A 23,361-nucleotide genomic window follows, 5' to 3' on the forward strand; every position below is an offset into this window, starting at 1 on the left:
GCCCCACCGCTCGGCCCCCACCGCTCACCCTCCCGGCGTGAGCGCGCTGCGCCTCGGCTGGATCCCCGAAGGGACCGCGCGGGAGCGGGTCGGGGTGCCCGTCCAGCAGGTGCCGCGGCGGGAGAGGAGGCGGCGGAGCCAGAGTTCGAGGGAGACGAGGTCGGCCAGGCCGTCCAGGGGAAGGGCCTCGCCCGCCGCGGCGGAGCGCAGGGCCTTGCGGACGACACGCGCCTCCACCAGGCCCGCGTCGGCCAGCAGCGGTGTGGAGAAGAGGTCCAGGAGGGGGTCGGCGGCCGTCCGCAGCCCCGCGCGCGCGGCCGCCGCCGAGGACGCGTGGGAGGGCGCGCCCCAGCCGGGCGGGAGGTCGGTGACGCCGGCGCCCTCCAGGACCGTACGGAGGATGGCGGCGCGGGCGCCGGGCTGGACGCGCAGGGCCTCGGGGAGGTCACGGCAGGCGCGCACGACCTGGTTGTCGAGGAACGGCGCGTGCAGCCGCTGGGAGCGGATCTCCGCGGCCTGCTCCAGGACGCGGAGATCGGCGGCGTGCCGGGCGAGTGCCGCACGCGCGCGGTAGTCGCCGGGGCGCTGTACGCCGGTCGCCGAGCGGTCCGCCTCCGCCTGGAGCAGAACCGATACTTCAGCCAGCGCCTCCCCCGTCAGCCACCGGGCGGCGGGCCCGGGTCTCGCCCAGGCCAGCGCGGCGAGGGACGCGTCGACCGCCCCCTTGGGCTCGTCGAAGCGGCGCCGCATCAGCCGCTCGGCCAGCACCTCCAGGCCCGCCCGGTAGGGGGTGCGGGCCAGGCGCCGGGCTGCGCTGTACACGCGCGCGGGGACCATCACGGAGCCGTCCGCGCGGGCGAGCGCGGCGACCGGCCGGACCAGGTGGCGCCGTTTGCGGTCCACCAGCAGGTCGGCGAGGCGGGCGGGGTGGGCGTCCAGGACCTGGCGGGCGCCGTGCCCGGTGAAGTGGTCGGCGCTGCCGGCGGCGAGCCGCGCGCGGTGCCGGGCCGCTTGGACCAGGGAGGGGCCGGGTTCGTCGGTCAACGGGCCGTCGAGGTCGGCGTACGGCAGGGTCTCCTCGCCGCCGGTGACCACGACGTGGTGCAGCCGGGGATTGGCCGCCAGGGCACCGGCGCGCTCCAGTTCGGCCTCGCGGCCGGTCGCGGTCAGATCGTTGAACGTGACGGCGAGGAGCCGTTCGCCCGCGCCCGTACCGTGGCCGAGGAGCGTGCCGGGTCGGCCGGGCAGCCCGGCGGCCAGCAGCGCGAGCGTGCCGGAGGCGGGGCCGCCGGACAGGTCGGCGCCGATGCCGGGGACCGGCATCCCGCGCGCGGCCCGCCGCTCCGCCGGCCCCATGCCGGGCACCGGCCCGGGGTCCAGGTCGGGCACGTGCCGAGGGGCCGACAGCCGGGTGCGGACGGCCTCCACGAGCACGTCCCGGACGGCGTCCACGGCGCGGCCGGGCTCGGCCGGGGGCGCGGCCACGGCGAGGGAGGCGACCGGCTCGTACCCGGCGACCTCCCGCGCCCCGGCGCGCAGCACCAACGCGTGCCCCGGCGGAATGCGCCGCACACCGTCGTACGGGGTGCTGTCGCGCAGCGCGGCCGGGACGTCCGGGGCGGCGAGCAGGGCGGCGAGGTGGGTGAAGTCGAGGTTGGCCTCGACGAGGTCGGCGAGGGGCAGCGCGGCGGTGGCGTAGGCGGTGCCGCCGGCCCAGGGGGTGTAGAACACCGGCCGGGCGCCCGCGAGATCGCCGCAGACGGTGATGCGGCGGCCGGCCTGGACGACGGCCGTGTAGCTGCCGGGCCAGGTGGTCAGATGGCGCACCGCGCCCCCGCGCGCGGTGAACAGGCCGCGCCTGAGCTCCTCGTCGGTGGCACCGCAGATGCCGAGGACGGCGATCCGGTTCTGTGCGTCGGCGTGCACCACGCGCACCTCGTCCGGGCGCCAGTCGCCGACGGCCCACAGCGGGTCCGGGTCGCCCCACAGGGGGTGGGAGCCGACCGGGTGCAGGGTCTCGCCGTCGTATCCGACGGCACCTGCGGAGCCGATCCCGGCGGCGCCCGCGGCGGTGCTGCTCCACCCCACCAACCACCGCATCGACGCCTCCACAGGCTGTGGACAAACAGTGCACCGTACGAACCGGACCCCATGCTGCCATGAAGGGCGCGCGGGAGAGGGACGGCGGCACCGCCTTCGATCGAGGGAAAATCCAGGGAAACACGCGCGGCCGGCCTGGGGAGTTGGCGGGCGACCGGTGTCCGCGGGATGGGTGCCGTCCGGGCGGTACCGCACGGGCCCGGCGCGAATGCGCCCCCTGTGCGCTCCCCCAAGCCGCCCTTCACGCCCTCAAGTTGCATGGTAGGAGCGGCAATTGAGCGCACACGACAGAGGGTGGTTTTCAGCCAATTAACTGGAGGGGCACCGGAGATGAGCACGCTCCGTACAGGCCTGCGGAGCGCGCGGCGGTCCACGCGCGCGCACGGTCCGGGAGGCGGGCATCGCCTCCCGGACCGGTCCGCCACCCGCGGGGATGAAGGTGGCGGTGTCCCCCAGCCCACTGGATCCAGTACAGCGGGCCGACCCACGCAGAAGCCATGGAACCGCTCCCCGGGTGGCCGGAGAAGAGCGCACGGGCGGGCGCACGGCCACACGTGCGGGGGCACGCGGCGACAGACCGTGCACGGTGCGTACAGGGCCCGGACTTGCGTACGGACCACAATCCCGCCAACCGGAACAATGCCCCTTAACGCTTGGGATGCGGCGAACTACGCTGGGTTTACGAATGCCGCGTGGTTATGCCAGCGCGGCAGCCGTCTGTGTCGAGGGGTGGCTCATGTCCAGGGAGCAACGCGGGCCGAACGAGAAGCTCGGCGCCGTTCTCGCCCTCGCGGGAATCAGCAACGCGGGACTCGCCCGCCGCGTCAACGACCTTGGCGCGCAACGCGGGTTGACGCTTCGCTACGACAAGACGTCCGTGGCGCGCTGGGTGTCGAAGGGCATGGTGCCGCAGGGTGCGGCGCCGCACCTCATCGCCGCCGCCATCGGTCAGAAGCTCGGCCGGCCGGTGCCGCTCCACGAGATCGGCCTGGCGGACGCCGATCCCGCGCCCGAAGTGGGTCTCGCCTTCCCGAGGGACGTGGGCCAGGCGGTGAAGTCCGCGACGGAGCTGTACCGCCTCGACCTCGCCGGCCGCCGCGCCGGCTCCGGCGGGATCTGGCAGTCGCTCGCCGGGTCGTTCGCCGTCAGCGCGTACGCGACGCCCGCCTCACGCTGGCTGATAACCCCCGCCGACAGCTCGGTCGCGCGGGAGGCGGGCTCCGCCGAGGGGTCCGGCGCATCGATCAAAGTCGGCCACAGTGATGTGCAGAAGCTCCGGGAGGCCGCCGAGGACGCCAGACGGTGGGACTCCAAGTACGGCGGCGGGGACTGGCGTTCGTCGATGGTGCCGGAGTGCCTGCGGGTGGAGGCGGCCCCGCTGCTGCTCGGCTCCTACTCCGACGAGGTCGGCCGCGCCCTGTTCGGTGCCTCGGCCGAACTCACCCGGCTCGCCGGGTGGATGGCCTTCGACACCGGGCAGCAGGAGGCCGCGCAGCGGTACTACATCCAGGCGCTGCGGCTCGCGCGGGCGGCGGCGGACGTCCCGCTGGGGGGCTACGTCCTCGCCTCCATGTCGTTGCAGGCGACCTACCGGGGCTTCGGCGACGAGGGGGTCGATCTGGCGCAGGCCGCGCTGGAGCGGAACCGGGGGCTGGCGACCGCGCGGACGATGAGTTTCTTCCGGCTGGTCGAGGCGCGGGCACACGCGCGCGCGGGAGACGCGCAGGCGGCCGGCGCGGCACTGAAGGCGGCGGAGGGGTGGCTGGAACGGTCCCGTCCCGGCGACAACGACCCGTCCTGGCTCGGTTTCTACGGGTACGACCGGTTCGCCGCGGACGCCGCCGAGTGCTACCGGGACCTGAAGGCGCCGCGTCAGGTGCGGAGGTTCACCGAGCAGGCGCTGTCGAAGCCCACGGAGGAGTTCGTGCGGTCGCACGGGCTCAGGCTGGTCGTCTCCGCGGTCGCCGAGCTGGAGTCCGGCAACCTCGACGCGGCGTGCGAGCAGGGGGTGCGGGCCGTGGAGGTGGCCGGGCGGATCTCGTCGGCACGGACGACGGAGTACGTGAAGGACCTCCTGCACCGGCTGGAGCCGTACGGGGACGAGCCGCGGGTGGTGGAGCTGCGGGAGCGGGCCCGGCCCCTGCTGATGGCTCCGGCGTAGAGAGGGACACTGCCGCACCCGGCGTTTGAAGCCGCTGTCAGTGGCGCAGTGCACTATCGGAGGCGGAGGTGGTGCAGGTGCGGGCCGGGGCGTACGACTGTGATGTGCTCGTCATCGGTGGGGGGATCGTCGGGCTGTCGACCGCGTATGCGATCACCCGGGCCGCGCCCGGTACGCGCGTGATCGTGCTGGAGAAGGAGCCGGGGCCGGCCCGGCACCAGACGGGGCGCAACAGCGGGGTCATCCACAGCGGGATCTACTACCGGCCGGACTCGCTCAAGGCGCGGTACGCGGTGCGGGGCGCCGCCGAGATGGTGAAGTTCTGCGCCGAGTACGGCATCGCGCACGCCGTCACCGGCAAGCTGATCGTCGCCACCGAGCGGGACGAGCTGCCACGGCTGCACGCGCTGGTGCAGCGGGGGCGGGAGAACGGCATCCCGGTGCGGGAGCTGGGACCGGCGCAGATCACCGAGTACGAACCTCAGGTGCGCGGCCTCGCCGCCATACACGTCGGTACGACCGGGGTGTGCGACTTCGTGGGCGTCGCGGGCGAGCTGGCGCGGGCCTCCGGGGCGGAGATCCGCTACGGCGCCCGGGTCGTGCGCGTGGACCGGCGGCCGGAGCGGGGCGTGGCCGTGCTCACCGCGGCCGGGGACGTCGTACGCGCGCGCGTGCTGGTGAACTGCGCCGGGCTGTACTGCGACGAGGTGGCGCGGCTGACCGGCGACGACCCCGAGGTGCGGATCGTGCCGTTCCGCGGGGAGTACTACGAGCTGGCGCGGCCGGAACTGGTGCGGGGGCTGGTGTATCCGGTACCGGACCCGGCGTTCCCGTTCCTCGGGGTGCATCTGACGCGCGGGATCGACGGGGGCGTGCACATCGGGCCCAACGCGGTGCCGGCGCTCGCCCGTGAGGGGTACGACTGGGGGGTCGTACGGCCCCGGGAGCTGGCCGGGACGGTCGCGTGGCCGGGGTCCTGGGCGATCGCCCGGCGGCACTGGCGGTACGGCGCCGGTGAGCTGCGCCGGTCGGTGTCCAAGGGCGCGTTCCTGGAGGCCGTGCGAAGACTGCTGCCCGGGGTGGAGGCCGGGGATCTGGTGCGGGCCCCGGCCGGGGTGCGGGCGCAGGCGGTGCTGCGGGACGGGACGCTGGTGGACGACTTCCTGATCCGGGAGGGGGCGCGGGCGGTGCACGTGCTGAACGCGCCCTCGCCGGCGGCCACGGCTTCGCTGCCGATCGGGCGGGAGATCGGGCGCCGGGCGCTGGCGATGCTCGGCTCGCTGTAGTGGCCCGTCGGCACCCGTAAAATCGGTCGTACTGTGTCTGACTCCCTGAACGCCCCCGCCCCGCCCCCGGCCCCCCACAGCCCCGGTGTCCCCGTCCGGCACACCCGGGCCAAGGGCGAGCCGCGCTTCCCCGACGGGCCCAAGGCCGATCCGGCCGGGTCGCACTTCGAGCGGCGGATCCGGAGCTTCCAGCCGCGGCGGAGCCGGGTGACGGCCGGGCAGGCGGACGCGTTGCAGCGGCTGTGGCCCGCATGGGGGCTGGACATCGACGGGCAGCGGGTGATCGACCTCGGCGAGCTGTTCGGCAACGACCGGCCCGTGGTCCTGGAGATCGGGTTCGGGATGGGCGAGGCCACCGCGCGGATGGCCGCGGGCGACCCGGACACCAACGTCCTGGCCGTCGACGTGCACACCCCCGGCCAGGGGAACCTGCTGGGTCTCGCCGACCGCAACGGCCTGTCCAACATCCGGGTGGGCAACGGCGACGCGATCATCCTGCTCCGGGAGATGCTCCGCGCGGACTCGCTGGACGGGCTGCGCGTCTACTTCCCCGACCCCTGGCCCAAGAAGCGGCACCACAAGCGGCGGCTCATCCAGCCCGAGTTCCTGACGCTCGCCGCGTCCCGGATGAGGCCCGGCGCGCTCCTGCACTGCGCGACCGACTGGGAGCCGTACGCCGAGCAGATGCTGGACGTGCTCACCGCGCACCCCGGCTTCGAGAACACCCAGGCGGACGGCGGTTTCGCACCGCGCCCGGAGTTCCGGCCACTGACCCGTTTCGAGGGACAGGGACTGGACAAGGGACATGTGGTGAACGACCTGCTGTTCCGGCGTGTCCCGCACAGCACCGCTGAGCAGGACCGATAATCCGTTCCAGCCCCTCGTCCCGCCACCGTTAGGGTCGATGCCGTGGCCACCAGTCCTCCGTTTCCGACGTATCCCCCGAGCCCCGGCGGCGGTGTGCTCCGCCACCCGCACTGGTGGCAGCGCAGGTGGGTGCGGTACGGAGCACTGAGTTCCCTGCTGGCCCTCTCCGGCCTGGTCATCCTCGCGCTCGTACGGCGGCAGACCGGCACGGAGGGCTTCCTCGTCGGTCTCGGGCTCGCCGTGCTGCCCGTGCCCTGGCTGATGGCCGCCTTCCGGTGGCTGGACCGGGTGCAGCCGGGCCCCTGGCGGAACCTGGTCTTCTCCTTCGCCTGGGGGGCCTGTGCGGCGGCGCTGATAGCCATCGTGGCCAACAGCTTCGCGACCAAGTGGATAGCCACCTCGACCGCGGATCCGGCCAGTGCCGACACGCTCGGCGCCACCGTGATAGCCCCCATCGTGGAGGAGTCCGCGAAGGCCGCCGCCGTCCTGCTGGTGTTCCTCTTCCGCCGGCGTGACTTCACCGGGATCGTGGACGGGGTGGTGATAGCGGGCGTCACCGCCACCGGGTTCGCGTTCACCGAGAACATCCTCTACCTCGGTACGGCCTTCGGTACCGACCAGCTCACCGGCGACCGCGGCATCGCCTCCGTCACCGCCGCCACCTTCTTCGTGCGCATCGTGATGTCCCCGTTCGCGCACCCCCTGTTCACCGTCCTCACCGGCATCGGCTTCGGCGTCGCCGCGCTGTCCGCCGAGCGGCAGCACGCGCGGCGGGTGCTGCTGCCGGTCTGCGGGTTGCTGCTGGCGATGGGCATGCACGCCTTCTGGAACGGCTCCTCCACCTTCGGCGAGTACGGCTTCTTCGCCGTCTACGGCGCCTTCATGGTGCCCGCGTTCGCGGTGGTGACCTGGCTCGCGATCCGGACCCGGCAGCGGGAGCTGCGGACCGTGCGGGCGGAGCTGCCCACGTACGTGCTGGCCGGGTGGCTGGGGCCGGCCGAGCCGTTCGCGCTCGGGTCGATGCGGGCGCGCCGGATGGCCCGGGACTACGCCCGGCACCACCACGGGCGCCAGGCGGCGCGGGAGGTGGCCCGGTACGAGGCGTGCGCGACCTCGCTGGCGTTCCTGCGGCACCGGGGGCGGAACGGGAAGGCCGGGCCCGACTTCGTCGTCCGGGAGCGTGAGCTGCTGGACGAGCTGTGGAAGCGCAGGGGTGTGGCCCGGCCCGCGTTGGAGTACGCGAGCAGGGCGTCCGTTCCGGCGCCCGGCTACTGGGGGGCGGTGGCGCCGTACGGGTATCCGGCGGTGCCGTACCCCGCGTACAACCCGTACCGGACGTAGTCGCGGGGGCTGACGGGGGTCCTCCGGCACCGCCGGGCCGCGCCGTCGCGGTGGGACGGCCTAGGCGGACGCCTCCGTCAGGCGGGCCACCTCGGCCTCCGTCAGCTTCAGCTCCGCCACCCCCAGCAGCGCCGGAAGCTGTTCGACCGTCCTCGCCGAGGCGATCGGGGCCGTGACCGTGGGCTGGGCGGCGAGCCAGGCCAGGGCGACCGTGGCGACCGGGGCCTCGTGGGCCGCGGCGATCTCGTCCAGGGCCGCGAGGACCTTCTGGCCGCGCTCGGACTCCGCGTGCTTCTGCGCTCCTTCGGCGCGGGCGCTGTCGACGGTCTTGCCGGGCCGGTACTTGCCGGTGAGGAAGCCCGAGGCGAGGGAGAAGTACGGGACGGCCGACAGACCCTCGCGGGCGACGAGGTCCTGCAACGGGCCCTCGTAGGTGTCCCGGGAGACCAGGTTGTAGTGCGGCTGGACGGCGACGTAGCGAGCGAGGCCCTCGCGGTCGGAGAAGTCGAGGGAGGCCCGCAGCCGCTCGGGGCTGATGTTGGAGGCGGCGATGTGCCGCACCTTGCCGGCCTTCACCAGCTCGTCCAGCGCGCCGATGATCTCCTCGACCGGCACCTCGGGCTTGTCGAAGTGGGTGTAGTAGAGGTCGATGTGGTCGGTGCCCAGGCGGCGCAGGGAGGCGTCGGCGGCGGCCTTGATGTTGGCGGCGGACAGGCCCTGGTACTCGGGGTGCTGGCTGACCTTGGTGGCGATGACGACCTCGGAGCGGTTGCCGCGGGCCTTGACCCACTTGCCGATGATCGTCTCCGACTCGCCGCCCTGGTTGCCCTCGATCCAGGCGGAGTAGGAGTCGGCGGTGTCGATGAAATTGCCGCCCGCCGCGGTGTAGGCGTCGAGGACGGCGAAGGAGGTCTGTTCGTCGGCGGTCCAGCCGAAGACGTTGCCGCCGAGGGAGAGCGGGAAGACCTCTAGATCGGAAGAGCCGAGTTTACGAAGTGACGTCATACGTCATGTCAACACCGGCGGTGGGTGATCGCATCCCACCGCCGGGCCCGAGTTCCCGCCAAGTTCCCGCGAGGGTTCCCGCGCGGGACGGGACTGTCAGGGGGTGAGGCCCTTGTCGCGCAGCCACGCCATCGGGTCGATGCCGGTGGGCTGGCCGCCGGGGTGGACCTCCATGTGGACGTGCGGGCCGGTGACGTTGCCGGTCGCGCCGACGCGGCCGATGACCTCGCCGGTGGTCACCTTCTGGCCGACGGAGACGCTGATCGAGGACTGGTGGCAGAACCACAGCTCGGTGCCGTCGTCCAGGGTGAGGATCGTGCGGTAGCCGTAGGAGCCGGCCCAGCCCGCCTCGGTGATCGTGCCGCTGTGCACGGCCTTGATCAGGGTGCCGGTGGGGGCCGCGAAGTCGAGACCGGTGTGGTGGCCGGAGGACCACATCCCGCCGGCCTGGCCGAAGGTCGAGGTGATCGTGTACGAGGAGGTGGGCAGCGTGTACTGCTCGGCCAGCTTCGCCAGCCGCTCCTCCTCGGCCTTCTTCTCGGCGGCGGCCTCCGCCTTCTCCTTGGCCGCGGCGGCCTTGGCGGCGGCCTCCTTCTCGGCCTGGGCTGCGGCCTCGGCGCTCTGCTTCTCGGCCGCGGCGACCGCGGCGGCGGTGGCCTTGCTCTCGGCCTGGCCCTGCTGCTGCTCGGCCTGGGCCATGATCCGGTTGCGCAGCGCCTCGCCCGCGTCGGCGCCGTCCTCGTCGGCGGCCGTGGTCACGCCGACGGTGCTCAGCGTGGCCGTGGCGGCCTGGGCCGGCTGGTGGTCGGCTGAGTCGTCGTCGAAGAGGGAGCCGACCGAGGGCAGGTCCGGCAGGGAGATGGAGACCGGCGGCTTGCCGGTGTTGGCGCTGGCCATGCCGCCCGCGCCGACCGCGGCCATGACGCCGACGCCCAGGACGGTGGAGCTGCGCGCGAAGCCGCCGCGCTGCTTGGCGACGCGGTGCCGGCCGCGTACCGGGGCGACGGACTCCTCGGTGGGGTTCCACTCCTCCCAGGGGCCCTCCTCGGCCTGGTAGGAGCCGTACCCGAAGGTCTCGGGCTCGCGCTGTGCCGGTATGAACGGGGCTTCTGGGACAGGCCGGTTGGACGCCACGCGGGCGTACTCCTTTCCTTCCTTTCGCCTACCGGGTTAGCTGACGGGTTCGGAGCAGGAAGGTCTCCTACGCGCGTATACCGGTCGTGGACTCCGTGAGTTCACGGCGGCATCCGCGTGATTCACCCCAGGGTGGTGGTTCCCCGGCTCCCTTGCGGGATTCGGCGCGTGCGCACGGAGCCGCCTCTTGTGACGGCTGTGACGACCGCGCTGCGTTATCGAACGTTAATAGACCTGCCAGTCACTTTCCAAGCCGTTCAGCTTGATCATTCACGTCTTTACCGGCGGAGTTATCGGCCACTACCCCGCCAAAGCGGGCGAGTTGACCGGGCATCGGCCCCGTTCAGCAGTCACTTTCGGTTTTGATGGTGACTCAGATGTTATGCGCACGGCGCTCGCCCGGTGACCGTCGGTGATGTTGCGGGCCGTCGTACGGCGAGCAGCGCCATGTCGTCGGTCATGCCGCCCCCGGAATGCCGGCGCACCTCCTCGGCGAGCCGGCCGACCAGCGCGGCCGGGCCGGCGAAGGTGCGCCCCGCGAGGCGCCGTTCGGGGTCGTAGAACCGGCCGTGGGTGTCCCGGGCCTCGGACAGGCCGTCGGTGTGGAACAGCAGGGTCGCGCCGCTCGGGAAGGCGGTCTCGGTGGCCCGGTCCGGCCACAGGCCGAGGTCGCCCATGCCGAGCGGCAGCGCGGGCTCGGCGGGGACCAGGGTGCGCAGGGTGCCGTCGGCGTGCAGCAGCAGCGGTGGCGGATGGCCGCGGTTGACGATCCGTACGACGTCGTCGCCGTGCGGGAGTTCGGCGAGGACCGCGGTGGTGAACCCCTCGAAGGCGTCGATCCCGTCGCGCCGGGTGCCCTCGCGGGCCAGCGCCCGCTCCAGCCGCTCGGCGACCGCCTCCAGCGTGGCCTCCTGCTCGGCCGCCTCCCGGAACGCGCCGATCACCACGGCCACCGCGGCGACCGCGCCCATGCCCTTGCCGCGCACGTCCCCGACGACCAGCCGGACGCCGTACGGGCTGTCCTGCACCGCGTACAGGTCGCCGCCGATGAACGCGTCCTGCCGTGCCGCCTCGTAGCAGGCGGCGATCTCGTAGCCGCCGATCCGTTCGTCCGGCTCCGGCAGGACGGCCCGCTGGGCGGCCTCGGCGATCTCCCGGGCGGAGGCGAGCCGCCGGTCGCCCCGGCGGACCACCCGGTTGATGGCGACGGCCAGCAGGGCGACCGTCGCGACGGTGACCACGTCGGTGAGGGTGCCCACGGCCGGATGGACCCCCGCGTCGGTGTGCACGGCGTAGGCGGCGGCGAGGGACGCGAGGCCGGTCAGGACGGTGGTGCGCAACGACGACAGGGGCGCGGCGACCAGCGGGGCCGCGGTGAAGAACGGGACGGCGGTGAAGTCGTCCGGGGCGAGCAGGCCGTACAGGACACCGCAGGCGATGAGCAGGGCGGGCAGGGCGCGGGCCAGGGCACGGGGGCCCGGACGGCGGCGGGCGCGCACCGGCACCGGTTCGTCGCCGAGGCCCGGGTCGGGCACGGGGTCGCCGGGGAGCCGGCCGCCCGCCCTGGCGTACGGGCTCTCCTCCACCTTTCCAGGGCGCACCGCGTGTCTCCCGGTTGTCCGACGTACCTCCAGGTTTCCGGGCCCCGGGGCGGGCGGCGACCGGTGTGGGCCGAAAGGGGTGTGCGAGCGGTCCCGCGCATGGCGTACACTGGAGTCACAACGACGCGGGGTGGAGCAGCTCGGTAGCTCGCTGGGCTCATAACCCAGAGGTCGCAGGTTCAAATCCTGTCCCCGCTACTGAAGACTCAGGGCCCGGAATCCAGCGGATTCCGGGCCCTGAGTCGTTTCCGGCCCAGGGCCCGGGCGGGCGCTCACAGCACGTGGGCGTTCGGCGCCTTGGCGAGTCCCTCCAGTTCGGGAAGCACGACGACCCGCGCGCCCCCCGCGACCAGGACCCCGCTTCCGTCGGCCCCCACCACGAACGTGTCCGGCTCACGCCACGCGGTGACCACCCTGCGCACCCCGGCCCGGAGAATCAGCTCGGCACAGGGCGCCGGCCGGGACGCGCGCCGGGCGCAGGGCTCCAGGCTGCTGTACACCGTGGCGCCGGCGAGCCGCGCATCGGCGGGAGCGATCTTCGCGAGCGCCGCCTCCTCCGCGTGCACCACCGGATCGGCGCCCTCACGGGAGTACCCCCGCGCCAGCTCCGTACCGTCGGCGGCCACCACCACCGCACCGACGCTGAACGCCGTCTCCGACGGCGGACACTGCGCCGCCAGTTCACAGGCGGTCCGCAGCCAGTGGCGGTCGGCGGCGGTGGCGACCGCCCCGGTGCCGGGCGCCGTCGGCACGTACCGCATGAGCACGACGTCCTCGATCCGGCGGGTGTCGAGCAGGCGCAGCCGTCCGGGCTGGTAGGCCCCCGGCCCGAACAGGCGGGGCGCCGCGGGGTCGCCGACGAACAGCGGGGCGAGGACCAGCTGGAGTTCGTCGGCGAGGCCCTGGTGCAGGAGCTGGGTGTGGACCGTGCCGCCGCCCTCGACCATCAGACGACCGACGCCGCGCACGTCGTGCAGATGCTCCAGCAGGGCCCGCCAGTCCAGGGCGGGACCGAGCGGAACGACGTCGGCGGTGCGCCCGAGGCGGCGGGCGGCCCGCTCGGCGCCCTGGTCGGTGGTGTAGACGATCTTGTCGCCGCCGGTGTGCCAGAACTTGGCGTCCGGGTCGAGGTCGCCGGTGGCGGTGACCGTGACCTTCAGCGGGTACTCCGGCTTGCCCCCCGCCACCCGGGCCGCGCGCCGCTCGGCGGAGTTGACCAGCAGGCGGGGATTGTCGGCGCGGATCGTGCCGGCGCCGACGAGGATCGCGTCGACCGAGGCCCGTACCGCGTCGACCCGGTCGAAGTCGGCCGGGCTGGACAGCAGCAGGCGTTCGGGGCTGGTGTCGTCCAGGTAGCCGTCGAGGGAGACGGCGGCGGACAGCAGCACGTACGGCAGGGGCATCGGCGCCCTCTCTTCGCGGAGGCGGACCTCACTCGTCCGGGCGGACGGGCTTGGTTCAAGTTTTAAACAAACTTACACTGGCGGCATGACGACCCGCTGGCTCACCCCCGAGGAGCAGCGCGCCTGGCGCGCCTACATGGCCGCCTCCCGCCTCCTGGAGGACGCCATCGACCGGCAGCTCCAGCAGGAGGGCGGCATGCCGCACCTGTTCTACTCGGTGCTGGCCTACCTCTCCGAGGCCCCCGACCGGCGGCTGCGCATGACCGATCTCGCCGAGAGGCTGAAGATCACGCGCAGCCGGCTCACGTACGTGGTGACCCGGCTGGAGCGGGACGGCCTGGTGCGCCGGGAGAACTGCCGCTGGGACAAGCGCAGCTCGCTCGCCATGCTGACGGACGAGGGGGTGGCCGTCCTGGAGCGTACGGCACCCGGGCATGTCGAGACGGTCCGCAGCACCCTGTTCGACCGGCTCACCCCGGAGCAGGTGGGGCAGCTGGAGGAGATCTGCACGGGGATCGCGCGGGGCCTCCAGGGCGAGGACGACGCGTCCGGCGCCGAGGACGTCCCCTGGCGGCGCCGTTCGTCCTGCTCGTCGTCCCCGGCGTCCTCCTGAACGGGCCGGACCCGCCGATTGCTTTAACTTTTAAGCAGAGGTAGGGTCCCTGCGAACCGCTGCTTCAAATCTGAAGCAACTGTCCCGGAGGACCCGCATGCCCGACATCCCCGCCGCCACCCCGCGCGCCCGCGTCCGGGTACCGCTGCGCTTCGCCGACGGCTACGGCGCCGACGCGGAACTCGTCACCTTCCACGGCCTCACCGACGGCCGGGAACACCTCGCCGTCGTCCTCGGCGAGCCCGGCCCGGTCCCGCTGGTGCGCCTGCACTCCGAGTGCCTGACCGGGGACGTCTTCGGCTCGGCCCGCTGCGACTGCGGACCGCAGCTGCGCGAGGCGGTCGAGCGCATCGCCGGCCGCGGCGGCGTCCTGCTCTACCTGCGCCAGGAGGGCCGGGGCATCGGCCTCTACAACAAGCTCGACGCGTACGCCCTCCAGGACGAGGGCCTCGACACCTACGCGGCGAACGCCGCCCTCGGTCTGCCGGAGGACGCCCGCGACTACACGGCCGCCGCCCAGATGCTCGGCGCCCTCGGCATCACCGAGCTGGACCTGCTCTCCAACAACCCCGACAAGGCCGCACAGCTGCGCTCGCTGGGGATCGCGGTACGGGACCGGGTGCCGACCGGTGTCTTCACCACCCCCCACAACGTCCGCTACCTGCGCGCGAAGGTGCTCCAGACCCAGCACACCCTGCCGCTGGCCGAACTGACGGCGGGCTAGCCGGCGGCGGAGCGGCCGGGGAGCCGGCGGGCCGAGAGGACACCGAGGAGGAGCAGGGCCGCCGTCACGGTGCGGGTGAGCCGGAAACCGGCCGGCGACGGGCCCGCCGAGGCCGGCACCACCGACAGCAGGGCCGTACCGGCCGACGCGGCGAGCCGGGTGGTGACGCTCGGCGCGGTGTTCAGCGCGGTGCTCGCCCCGGGCAGCCGGTCCGGGGGCAGGCCACGGGTCGCGGTCGTCATCGCCGGCATCAGCGTCATCCCGGCGCCGACGCCCATCACCGCGCCCGCGACGACGATCCGCCAGAGCGCGACCCCCGCCATGCCGGTCTGCCACGCCAACAGCCCCACACCCGTTACGGCGTCCTGCCCCTGCCGGAACCGGAGACGGACCGCCTGCTCAGGGCCGGGGTGAGCGCGCTCCTCAGGGCTCACGGGGCGGCGGAGCGGCGGAGCCCGGATCGCGCATCAGCCCACCTTGTATGACCATATTTCTGGTCTGTACCAGGACCGACGGACCCGTGCCCGCATCACCGTGGAGGTCGCCGTGTCGGAATCCAACGTGACCGGCCAGGACGCCGCGTCGTCCCGCACCGCACGCTCACGCCTGAGGCCGGTCGTGTACGGCGTGGGCGCGGCGCTCACCGGTGTACTGGCCGTCGCCTCGTGCGGCAACGGCAACAGCAACGGCGGGGTCGGCACCTCCACCCCGACCGCGCCCGCCACGTCGAACTTCTCCGGCACCGTGCCGTCCGGCATGTCGTCCTGGGCGGAGTCGAAGAAGGCGGAGGCCAGCGCCTCCGCCTCCGCCGCGGCCTCGTCGGCCTCCGCCCGCGCGTCCGAGTTCGAGGCATCCGTGTCCGCGGACACCGAGCGCGCCCGCGCGGAGGCCCAGAAGCAGCTCGCCAAGGTGAAGGGGCGGGGCAACGCGACGAACGACGTCTCCATGACGGGCGTCCCCCTGTCCCAGACCCACAACGTCCGCGCTCTCCTCGTCACGATGACCAACCGCACCGACAAGCCCGCGTCCTTCGCGGTCCAGGTGGACTTCAGCGACTCCCACGGCAAGGTCGTGGAGACCGTCGTCGTGGGGGCGCAGAACGTCAAGCCGGGGCAGAAGGCGGAGCGCTACGCCATCAGCCACAAGCCTCCCGAGCCCCATCTGACCGCCGAACTGGCCAAGGCGCAGAGGTACTGACGGCTCAGGGGCCGGCGCAGGCGCACCGGCGGCAGCGCCCCCGGAGAACGCGACAGCGCCCGAGCCGGCCGAAGCCGTCCCGGGCGCTGTGCCGCGGGGCGGAGGGGGTGCCCCCCGGGGCCCGCGGACGGTAGGCCGTGTGGGACTCGAACCCACAACCAAGGGATTAAAAGTCCCCTGCTCTGCCAATTGAGCTAACGGCCCGTGCGATGTTGCCTGTCCGAGCATAGCCGGACGAGGCCGTGTCGCCGATCGGGTATCGGGGACACGGCCACGTCGGATGTCACCGGTGTGGGGGGATGGTTACTTTTCGGCCGGGATGGGAGCGGGTGCGGGGCGCCTGGTGAGGAACCAGTGGCGGGCGGAGGCCAGCCACCAGGTCGCCGAGAAGCCGAGGACGACAAGGACGGCGACCGGGGCGTAGTTGAACGTCGTCCAGGTGACCGGGGAGACCTGCGGGAGCATGAACAGGACGGTGATCACCAGCACCCAGGTCACCGAGATCACCCCGATGAGGCGGGACCAGCGGCCCAGGTGCCAGGGGCCGGGGGTGAACGCGGCGCCCTTGCGGACGCGGAGGAAGGTCGGGATGACGTACGCGATGTACAGGCCGATCACCGCGATGGACGTCACCGCGGCGTAGGCCGTCGTGTTGATCAGGTACGGCAGGCCCAGGGCCAGGGCTCCGAGCGCGGCCAGCCACACCGCCGCCACCGGGGTCCGGGTGCGCGGGCTGACCGTGTGCCAGAGGTGGGAGAAGGGCAGCGCGCCGTCCCGGGAAAAGGCATAGATCATGCGGCTGTTGGCGGTGACCGAGGCCATGCCGCAGAAGAGCTGGGCACCGATCACCACCAGCAGCAGGAGCTTGCCGGCCGTGGCGCCGAGGGCGTCCAGGAGGATCTGGGCGGGCGGTGCGCCGGTGGGCGACGTGAGTGCCCCGTCGTACGACTGGATCGCGAACGTGAAGCCCAGCAGGAGGACGAAGCCCGCGATCCACGACGTCCAGATGGAGCGGACGATGCCCTTCGGGCCCGCGGTGGCCGCGTCGTGGGTCTCCTCGGTCATGTGGGCGGAGGCGTCGTACCCGGTGAAGGTGTACTGGGCCATCAGCAGGCCCAGGAGCACCACGTACGGGGTACTGCCCCAGCCCGTCTCGTTGACGAAGTGCGTGAAGACGAAGGACGCCGACCGGTGGTGGTCCGGGACGAGCGCCAGCGCGCCGACGATCACCGCGACGCCGAGGACGTGCCACCACACGCTCACGCTGTTCAGGAACGCGACGATCCGGACGCCGAAGGTGTTCAGCAGGCCGTGCAGGAGGAGGATCGCCGCGAACAGCAGCACCGTGCGGCCGGGGGTCACCCGGAAGCCGAACTGGAGGTTCAGGTAGGCGCCGAGGAAGGAGGCCGCGCCGAAGTCGATGCCGGCGGTCACCGCCACCTGGCCCAGCACGTTGAACCAGCCCGTGAACCACGCCCAGGCCGCCGCCGAACGCGGGGGCGCCAGGCGGTGCGCCCAGAAGTACAGGCCCGCAGAGGTCGGGTAGGCCGAGCAGATCTCGGCCATCGACAGGCCCACGGACAGCGTCATCAGGCCCACCGCCACCCAGCCCCAGGTGATCACCGCGGGGCCGCCGGTGGTCATGCCGAACAGGTACAGGGTCAGGCAGCCGGACAGCACCGAGATGATCGTGAAGGAGACGGCGTAGTTCGAGAACGCCGACATACGGCGGGCGAGGACCTGGGTGTAGCCGAGTTGGGCCAGCCGTTCCTCGTCCGACAGGCCACCGGCGCTCACGTCATCTGTCATGCCCCCAGCAATTCCCCCACCGGGCACGTGACATGCGTCACTCGGTGACCGGAAATCGGTGGCCCGGGTATGCGCGAGGGCCCGTACGAACGGTGTCGTACGGGCCCTCGCCCTGTCTCACCCGGCGTCACCCGCCGGGGTGCCGGCCGATGCGGTGGCTGTCAGCCGATGCCGTGTCAGCCGTTGCGCTTCCAGCGCGGCTTGTCCTCGCGGCGGCCGAAGGAGCCGCCGGTGCCGCGGTGGTCGTCACGACGGCCGTAGGGACGGTCGTGACCGGCGGAGCGGAAACCCGGGCGGTCGTCGCGGCGGTCGCGGTTGAACGGACGGTCGCTGCCCCGGTGGCCACCGCGCTCGTCCCGGCGGAAGCCGCCACGGTCGTCACGGCGGTCGAAGGAACGGCCACCCCGGTCACGGTCGAACGGACGGCGCTCGCCCCGGTCCTCACGGCGCTCGAAGGAACGGCCACCCCGGTCGTCCCGACGGTCGTCACGACGCTCGAAGCCACGGCCACCGCGGTCGTCCCGACGGTCGAAGCCACGGTCACGGTCCCGGTCGCGGTCGAAGGGACGGCGGTCGTCGCGGCGCTCGAAGGAGCGGCCGCCGCGGTCGTCCCGACGGTCGTCACGACGCTCGAAGCCACGGTCACGGTCCCGGTCGCGGTCGAACGGACGGCGCTCGCCCCGGTCCTCGCGACGCTCGAAGGAACGGCCACCGCGGTCGTCCCGACGGTCGTCACGACGCTCGAAGCCACGGTCACGGTCGAAGTTCCGCCGCTCCCGGCGCTCGTACGGCGCCGAAGCCGCCGGACGCTCCTCGCGCTCGGTCTCGCGCTCCACGGGCTCCTCGGCCACGGTCAGCTGCTCCGCCGCCGTCGCCTGGGCCTCGGCCACCGCCGCCTCCGGGTCGTCGCCGCGCTCGCGGGCGACCCGGGCGACCAGCCGGTCGGCCTCCTCGCGCAGCTCCGTCGCGCGGCGCTGGGCGCGCTCCAGCTGCTTGGTGAGCTGGGCGACCTCGCGCTCGGCCTGCTGGGCGGCGTTGCCGGCGGACTCGGCCTGGACCTCGGTCATGGAGCGGGCGCCGGTGATCTCGGCGACCTCCGGGTCGAAGGCGGCGCCACCCTGGATGATGTGGCGGGCCGCGTCGACGCCGGCGTCCTCCATCAGGCGGAAGATCTGGCGCCGCTGGTGCGGGAGGGAGAGCGACACGACCGTGCCGGTGCGGCCGGCACGGGCGGTACGGCCCGCGCGGTGCAGGTAGTCCTTGTGGTCGCCGGCCGGGTCCACGTTGAGGACCAGGTCGATGCCGTCGACGTGGATGCCGCGCGCGGCGACGTCGGTGGCGACCAGGACGTTGACGTAGCCGTCCTTGAAGTCGGCCAGGGTGCGGGTACGGGCGCCCTGGGTCATGCCGCCGTGCAGCGCGTCGGCCTTCACACCCGCCTCGCGCAGCTGCTCGGCGACGCGGTCGGCGCCCAGCTGGGTGCGGACGAAGATGATCGTGCGGCCCTTGCGGGAGGCGATCGCGGCGGTGACCGGCGCCTTGTCCTTGGGCTTCACGATGAGGATGTGGTGCGACATGGTCGTCACCGCGCCCTGGGCCGCGTCCACCTCGTGCAGGACGGGCTCGTTCAGGTAGCGGTCGACGAGGGTCTTGATCTCGTTCTCCATCGTGGCGGAGAAGAGCATGCGCTGGCCGCCGGCCGGGACCTGGTCGAGCAGCTCGGTGACCTCGGGCAGGAAGCCCAGGTCGGACATCTGGTCAGCCTCGTCCAGGACGGCGATCTGCACGTCGTCCAGGGAGCAGGCGCCGCGGTTGATGATGTCGCGCAGCCGGCCCGGCGTGGCGACGAGGATGTCGACGCCGCGCTCCAGGGCATAGATCTGGTTGCCCATGGAGGTGCCGCCGCAGACGACCTTCATCTTCAGGCCGAGGACGTCACCGTACGGCTGGAGGGCGTCGGCGACCTGCATGGCCAGCTCGCGGGTCGGGGTGAGGATGACCGCGCGGGGCTTGTGCTTCTGGGTACGGCCGCCGGCCAGCTGGGCCAGGGTCGGCAGGCCGAAGGAGAGGGTCTTGCCGGAGCCGGTGCGGCCACGGCCGAGGATGTCCTTGCCGGCCAGGGCGTCCGGGATGGTCGCGGCCTGGATCGGGAAGGGGGTCGTCACGCCGTTCTGCGCGAGCTTGCGCACGATGCCCTCGGGGAGGCCGAGGTCGGCGAAGGTGGTCTGGGGGGTGTCAGCGGCCTCGGGGGCCTCGGTGACCTCGGTCGTCTCGTCGACGAGTGCGTTCTCGATCTCGGTGGTGTTCTCGATCTCGATCTCGTTCTCGGACACGACGATCTGGTCAGTGCTGGACACGGACATGCGAATGCGAAACCTTCCGGAGTCTCTTCGGCACGCGCCCGTCAACTCCGTGAATCGCTCACGACCGCCTCAATGCGGTCCGCCACGGCAAAGGAGAGTACGCGCCACACGGCGCGCTCTGTGGTGGCGCCGGGCAAATGGGATCAAACGATCTACCACCATACGCACCTACCACCCCCGAAGGCAAATGGAGCCGCAGAGGCGCAGCTCACACTCGCTGTCCGGCCGCACGCGTCTACGCCGGCACGCCCGCCGCCGGCGCCGGCTCCCGCTGGACCAGCTGCGGGCCCGTCTCCTCGTGGGCCGACGAGGACGGCTCGGCCGACGGAGGCTCGGTGACGGGCGGCGGCGGGGTGGAGGCCGGCGGCTCGGGCGGGGCGGAGGTCACGACGGGGGGCGTCGGCGGCGCGTTCGTCGGCACCGGCTCGCCGGGGTCGGCGGTCCTGCCCGGCTCGGCCGGCGCGTGGGAGGCGCTGCGCGCGGCGGACGGGGTGGCCGACGCCGAGCCCTTCTTCCCCCGCTTCGCCTTGCCGCCGTGCCCGTGCTTGCCGTCACCGGGCTCACCGCCTTCCCCGGCGAAACCGCCCGCGCCGGCCACCGGGCCGCCGTCGGGCACCTCGCCGCCGCGCTGCCCCGCCGAGTGCGAGGGCCGGGCCCGGCCCCCGTCGTCGCCCACGCTCACACAGCCGGCGGCGGCGGTGACGGCCAGTACCGCGGCGGCGAGACGGACGGGTACGTACAAGGGGCGCACGGCGGCCACCTCCGGGGCGAGGAAAGGAGTCAACCTCCCCAACTCCCGCCGCCGACAAGAGGACACGCGCCCCGCCCGCATCGACGCCCCGTACCCGGCCCACCCAGCACACAGCCCCGCACCCGGCCACGCACCTCGCTCCCGGCCCAGCACACGCGGCCCCGGCCACGCGAGCCGATCCGCGCCCCGCACACGCGCCCCCACACGCCCGCGCACCACCCCACCCGGCACCCACGACCCGCACTCAGCCACGCGAGCCGACCCCCGCCCGGCACACCCGGACCCGCCCGGCACACCTGGACCCGCCCGCCCGTACGGTCATCCGCCCGCCTGCACGGACCCACGCCCGGCCCTGCGGCCATAACGCCCAGCGCAAGCGCCCACACACCCGTACGCCCCACCCACTCGGCACCCACGACCCGCACTCAGCCACGCGAGCCGACCCCCGCCCGGCACACCCGGACCCGCCCGGCACACCCGGACCCGCCCGCCCGTCCGGCCGACTCGATCCCCGCCGGCACACCGGACCCGTCCACCCGCCGCGCGGCTCTCCGGCCTCACGCACGGACCAGCGCTCCCCGATGCGGTCATCGGCGCCGCACACGCTTCCCGGCCCGTGCGTGCCGTCGCGCTCAGCCGCCGCGCTCAGCCGTAGCCGAGGGCGTGGAGTCGGGCGTCGTCGATTCCGAAGTGGTGGGCGATCTCGTGCACCACGGTCACCTCGGTCTCCGCGACGACGTCCTCACGGCTGTCGCACATCCTGAGCGTGGGCCCGCGGTAGACGGTGATCCGGTCCGGCAGGACACCGGCGTACCACTCGCCCCGCTCGGTGAGCGGGGTGCCCTCGTACAGCCCGAGCAACTCGGGGTCGTCGGCGGGCGGCTCGTCCTCCACGAACACGGCCACGTTGTCCATGAGCCGCGTCAGCTCCGGCGGGATCCGGTCGAGCGCCTCGGCGACCAGTTCCTCGAACTCCTCGCGCGTCATCTCCAGCACAGGGTCATTGTCCGGGAACACCGCCGCATATCCACCAGGGGACGTGGGCATACGGCACCAATGGCCCGCGTCCCCGTCGCAGCCCTGAGCACCATGCTGAACCGGAACCCGAACCGCCCCGCCCGCCCCCGCTCGCTCCCCGCCCTGGAACTCGCCGACCGTCCCAGCCCCTGGCTGCGCGCCCTGGGACTCACCACGGTCGTCCTCGTCGGCGCCTGGCTGGGCCTGCTGATCGTCGGCGACGTCCGGGCCCCGGTCGGCCCGATGGACACGACGATGACGCTGCGCCCCTCCCTCAGCGGCGGCACGAAGATCAACGTCTCCCCGCTGGGCTCGCTCAGCCTGGACAGCCATGCGGCGCCGGTCCGCCTGGACGTGAACGTCGACCAACTGGACCCGCTCCGCTCGCAGGCGCTGGTCGACCACCCCGAGCGGCTCTCCGGCCTCCAGGACGAGGTCGCCCGGGACGTCGAGCACGGCACGCTGGACCTGGCCGTGCGCTCCTGCGTCGCCGTGGTCTCCGGGGCCACGGCCCTCGGCCTCGCCGTGTACCGCCGCCCGCGCCGGGCCCTCGCCGCCGGCGGACTGGCCCTGGCCCTGCTGGCCGCCTCGGGCGCGTCGGCGTACGCCACCTGGAACCCGAAGTCGGTCCTGGAGCCGCGGTTCTCCGGACTGCTCAGCTCGGCACCGTCGGTGGTCGGCAACGCCCGCAGCATCGTCACGGAGTTCGACGTCTACCAGAAGGAGCTGGCGCGCCTGGTGACGAACGTGACGAAGCTCTACGACGTCACCTCCACCCTCCCCGCCTACCGGCCGGACCCCTCCACCATCCGCGTCCTGCACGTGTCGGACATCCACCTCAACCCGGCGAGCTGGAAGATCATCGGCTCGCTGGTGGAGCAGTACAAGGTCGACGTGATCGTCGACTCCGGCGACACGATGGATCACGGTACGGCGGCGGAGAACGGCTTCCTCGACCCGATCCGGGACCTGGGCGTGCCGTACGTCTGGGTGCGCGGCAACCATGACTCGCGGACGACCCAGCGCTACCTGGAGCGCATGAAGAACGTGCGCGTCCTGGACGACGGGCGGGCGGAGACGGTGGCGGGCCTGCGCTTCGCGGGCATCGGGGATCCGCAGTTCACCCCCGACCGCTCGACGGCGCCCGGCAGTGCCGCGTCCGAGCAACTGGCGGGCGACCGGCTGGCCAGCGCCCTGCGCGATCAGCGGACGGCCGGCACCCCCGTGGACGTGGCGGTCGCGCACGAGCCGTCCGCCGCCCGGGAGACCGACGGCACGGTGCCGCTGGTGCTCTGCGGGCATCTCCACCACGAGGGAACGGAGCTGCTGCCGTACGGCACCCGGCTGCGCATGGAGGGCTCGACCGGCGGCAGCGGGCTGCGGGCCGTGGAGCACACGTACCCGGCCCCGATCGAGGCCTCGATCCTCTACTTCGACCGGGACGGCCGCAGGCTCCAGGCCTGGGACGCGATCAAGCTGGGGGGCCTGGGACTCACGACGGCCGAGGTCAGCCGCCACCTGGCGGACGGGAACCAACCGGGCGCCACCGGCACCTCGCGCTCCCCTTCACCGACCCCGTCCGGCACCTCGCCGTAAACCGTTTTGGCGATACCCCTCGCCATCCCATATGCTTCTCACGTCCCCGACGCGCTGAGAAGCGCCCAGGCGGGCCGATAGCCCTCATCGTCTAGCGGCCTAGGACGCCGCCCTTTCAAGGCGGTAGCACGGGTTCGAATCCCGTTGGGGGCACGCAATACCGTGTGCGACACTGTTGCACGCAAGCTTGGTCCTGTGGAGCAGTTTGGAGTGCTCGCCACCCTGTCAAGGTGGAGGCCGCGGGTTCAAATCCCGTCAGGACCGCTGGTGTTTCACGTGAAACACCGTGGCTGGGTAGCTCAGTTGGTACGAGCGTCCGCCTGAAAAGCGGAAGGTCGCCGGTTCGACCCCGGCCCCAGCCACAACCGCCCTCACCAGGGCTTGAGCCCCTCT

Annotated in this window: 18 protein-coding genes, 5 tRNA genes and 1 riboswitch; of the genes, 12 read left to right on the top strand and 11 right to left on the bottom strand. The window is 73.2% G+C overall.

Translation table 11 applies throughout. From position 1 onward, the window contains the following. Window positions 1-24 precede the first annotated feature (24 nt). Complete coding sequence (locus tag IE273_RS32655; RefSeq protein ID WP_189818761.1) at window positions 25-2,100, bottom strand: asparagine synthase-related protein; 2,076 nt, start codon at window positions 2,098-2,100, stop codon at window positions 25-27. Window positions 2,101-2,836: 736 nt separating this feature from the next. On the opposite strand from IE273_RS32655, the gene IE273_RS32660 reads away from it, so the two are divergent. The 4 genes from IE273_RS32660 (at window position 2,837) to IE273_RS32675 (ending at window position 7,755) form a co-directional block, all read left to right on the top strand. Then, on the top strand, window positions 2,837-4,261 hold the full coding sequence (locus IE273_RS32660; protein ID WP_189818762.1) for an NsdA family TPR-like regulatory protein: 1,425 nt from the start codon (window positions 2,837-2,839) through the stop codon (window positions 4,259-4,261). 68 nt (window positions 4,262-4,329) lie between these two features. Then, window positions 4,330-5,547: an L-2-hydroxyglutarate dehydrogenase gene (gene lhgD / locus IE273_RS32665; RefSeq protein WP_189818763.1), complete on the top strand. Its 1,218-nt coding sequence runs from the start codon at window positions 4,330-4,332 to the stop codon at window positions 5,545-5,547. A 33-nt stretch (window positions 5,548-5,580) separates the two neighbouring features. Beyond that, window positions 5,581-6,414 carry a tRNA (guanosine(46)-N7)-methyltransferase TrmB gene (gene trmB, locus IE273_RS32670; RefSeq protein ID WP_189818764.1) on the top strand — a complete coding sequence of 278 codons (834 nt, stop codon included), beginning with the start codon at window positions 5,581-5,583 and terminating at the stop codon, window positions 6,412-6,414. Between the two features lie 42 nt (window positions 6,415-6,456). After that, complete coding sequence (locus tag IE273_RS32675) at window positions 6,457-7,755, top strand: PrsW family intramembrane metalloprotease (protein WP_189818765.1); 1,299 nt, start codon at window positions 6,457-6,459, stop codon at window positions 7,753-7,755. A 60-nt stretch (window positions 7,756-7,815) separates the two neighbouring features. Here IE273_RS32675 and IE273_RS32680 read toward each other — a convergent pair whose 3' ends face one another. The 3 genes from IE273_RS32680 to IE273_RS32690 form a co-directional block, all read right to left on the bottom strand. Beyond that, window positions 7,816-8,760 (bottom strand): aldo/keto reductase, encoded by a 945-nt coding sequence (locus IE273_RS32680; protein WP_189818766.1) that lies wholly within the window; start codon window positions 8,758-8,760, stop codon window positions 7,816-7,818. Between the two features lie 96 nt (window positions 8,761-8,856). Next, entirely contained in the window at window positions 8,857-9,894 is a 1,038-nt protein-coding gene (locus IE273_RS32685; RefSeq protein ID WP_189818767.1) for a M23 family metallopeptidase, read from the bottom strand. A 10-nt stretch (window positions 9,895-9,904) separates the two neighbouring features. Continuing rightward, a riboswitch (cyclic di-AMP (ydaO/yuaA leader) is annotated at window positions 9,905-10,071 on the bottom strand. Between the two features lie 203 nt (window positions 10,072-10,274). Then, window positions 10,275-11,495 (bottom strand): PP2C family protein-serine/threonine phosphatase, encoded by a 1,221-nt coding sequence (locus tag IE273_RS32690; protein WP_189818768.1) that lies wholly within the window; start codon window positions 11,493-11,495, stop codon window positions 10,275-10,277. Between the two features lie 124 nt (window positions 11,496-11,619). On the opposite strand from IE273_RS32690, the gene IE273_RS32695 reads away from it, so the two are divergent. Continuing rightward, window positions 11,620-11,693, top strand: a tRNA-Met gene (locus IE273_RS32695). 74 nt (window positions 11,694-11,767) lie between these two features. On the opposite strand, the gene IE273_RS32700 is transcribed toward IE273_RS32695, so the two are convergent. Further along, window positions 11,768-12,898, bottom strand: a complete 1,131-nt coding sequence (locus tag IE273_RS32700) for a dihydrofolate reductase family protein (RefSeq protein WP_189818769.1) — start codon at window positions 12,896-12,898, stop codon at window positions 11,768-11,770. An 85-nt stretch (window positions 12,899-12,983) separates the two neighbouring features. Here IE273_RS32700 and IE273_RS32705 point away from each other — a divergent pair, with 85 nt between their 5' ends. Then, on the top strand, window positions 12,984-13,511 hold the full coding sequence (locus IE273_RS32705) for a MarR family winged helix-turn-helix transcriptional regulator (RefSeq protein WP_189818770.1): 528 nt from the start codon (window positions 12,984-12,986) through the stop codon (window positions 13,509-13,511). A gap of 97 nt (window positions 13,512-13,608) precedes the next feature. Beyond that, window positions 13,609-14,235, top strand: a complete 627-nt coding sequence (locus IE273_RS32710) for a GTP cyclohydrolase II (RefSeq protein WP_189818771.1) — start codon at window positions 13,609-13,611, stop codon at window positions 14,233-14,235. Here the strand turns inward: IE273_RS32710 and IE273_RS32715 are convergent. Further along, window positions 14,232-14,576 (bottom strand): hypothetical protein, encoded by a 345-nt coding sequence (locus IE273_RS32715; RefSeq protein ID WP_229887766.1) that lies wholly within the window; start codon window positions 14,574-14,576, stop codon window positions 14,232-14,234. The genes IE273_RS32710 and IE273_RS32715 overlap by 4 nt on opposite strands. A 205-nt stretch (window positions 14,577-14,781) precedes the next feature. On the opposite strand from IE273_RS32715, the gene IE273_RS32720 reads away from it, so the two are divergent. Next, on the top strand, window positions 14,782-15,432 hold the full coding sequence (locus tag IE273_RS32720; protein WP_229887767.1) for a hypothetical protein: 651 nt from the start codon (window positions 14,782-14,784) through the stop codon (window positions 15,430-15,432). 131 nt (window positions 15,433-15,563) lie between these two features. On the opposite strand, the gene IE273_RS32725 is transcribed toward IE273_RS32720, so the two are convergent. From IE273_RS32725 to IE273_RS32745, 5 genes are all read right to left on the bottom strand, one after another. Beyond that, window positions 15,564-15,636: transfer RNA gene (locus IE273_RS32725), tRNA-Lys, on the bottom strand. A 99-nt stretch (window positions 15,637-15,735) separates the two neighbouring features. Next, window positions 15,736-17,241 (bottom strand): amino acid permease, encoded by a 1,506-nt coding sequence (locus IE273_RS32730; protein WP_189818772.1) that lies wholly within the window; start codon window positions 17,239-17,241, stop codon window positions 15,736-15,738. A 176-nt stretch (window positions 17,242-17,417) separates the two neighbouring features. Next, a complete protein-coding gene (locus tag IE273_RS32735; protein ID WP_189818773.1) occupies window positions 17,418-19,604 on the bottom strand; it encodes a DEAD/DEAH box helicase in 2,187 nt (728 codons plus the stop codon). Between the two features lie 235 nt (window positions 19,605-19,839). Further along, a complete protein-coding gene (locus IE273_RS32740; RefSeq protein ID WP_189818831.1) occupies window positions 19,840-20,355 on the bottom strand; it encodes a hypothetical protein in 516 nt (171 codons plus the stop codon). 645 nt (window positions 20,356-21,000) lie between these two features. Beyond that, the gene (locus tag IE273_RS32745) at window positions 21,001-21,351 is read right to left on the bottom strand and encodes a metallopeptidase family protein (RefSeq protein ID WP_058081062.1); all 351 of its coding nucleotides are present in this window, start codon (window positions 21,349-21,351) and stop codon (window positions 21,001-21,003) included. A 60-nt stretch (window positions 21,352-21,411) separates the two neighbouring features. Here IE273_RS32745 and IE273_RS32750 point away from each other — a divergent pair, with 60 nt between their 5' ends. From IE273_RS32750 to IE273_RS32765, 4 genes are all read left to right on the top strand, one after another. Next, window positions 21,412-22,968, top strand: coding sequence for a metallophosphoesterase family protein (locus IE273_RS32750; protein ID WP_189818774.1), 1,557 nt, complete (start codon window positions 21,412-21,414; stop codon window positions 22,966-22,968). Window positions 22,969-23,048: 80 nt separating this feature from the next. Then, window positions 23,049-23,121, top strand: a tRNA-Glu gene (locus tag IE273_RS32755). 36 nt (window positions 23,122-23,157) lie between these two features. After that, window positions 23,158-23,232 (top strand) — tRNA-Asp (locus IE273_RS32760). 24 nt (window positions 23,233-23,256) lie between these two features. Next, window positions 23,257-23,330: transfer RNA gene (locus IE273_RS32765), tRNA-Phe, on the top strand. Window positions 23,331-23,361: the final 31 nt, after the last annotated feature.

This window comes from Streptomyces olivaceoviridis (assembly GCF_014650115.1).
In the GTDB taxonomy this organism is placed as follows: domain Bacteria; phylum Actinomycetota; class Actinomycetes; order Streptomycetales; family Streptomycetaceae; genus Streptomyces; species Streptomyces olivaceoviridis.

Bases quoted from the DNA above. Each gene is read 5' to 3' on its own strand.
- IE273_RS32655 (WP_189818761.1), bottom strand. From the start codon at position 2,100: ATGCGGTGGTTGGTGGGGTGGAGCAGCACCGCCGCGGGCGCCGCCGGG.
- IE273_RS32660 (WP_189818762.1), top strand. From the start codon at position 2,837: ATGTCCAGGGAGCAACGCGGGCCGAACGAGAAGCTCGGCGCCGTTCTC.
- IE273_RS32680 (WP_189818766.1), bottom strand. From the start codon at position 8,760: ATGACGTCACTTCGTAAACTCGGCTCTTCCGATCTAGAGGTCTTCCCG.
- IE273_RS32700 (WP_189818769.1), bottom strand. From the start codon at position 12,898: ATGCCCCTGCCGTACGTGCTGCTGTCCGCCGCCGTCTCCCTCGACGGC.
- IE273_RS32705 (WP_189818770.1), top strand. From the start codon at position 12,984: ATGACGACCCGCTGGCTCACCCCCGAGGAGCAGCGCGCCTGGCGCGCC.
- IE273_RS32710 (WP_189818771.1), top strand. From the start codon at position 13,609: ATGCCCGACATCCCCGCCGCCACCCCGCGCGCCCGCGTCCGGGTACCG.
- IE273_RS32730 (WP_189818772.1), bottom strand. From the start codon at position 17,241: ATGACAGATGACGTGAGCGCCGGTGGCCTGTCGGACGAGGAACGGCTG.
- IE273_RS32735 (WP_189818773.1), bottom strand. From the start codon at position 19,604: ATGTCCGTGTCCAGCACTGACCAGATCGTCGTGTCCGAGAACGAGATC.
- IE273_RS32750 (WP_189818774.1), top strand. From the start codon at position 21,412: ATGGCCCGCGTCCCCGTCGCAGCCCTGAGCACCATGCTGAACCGGAAC.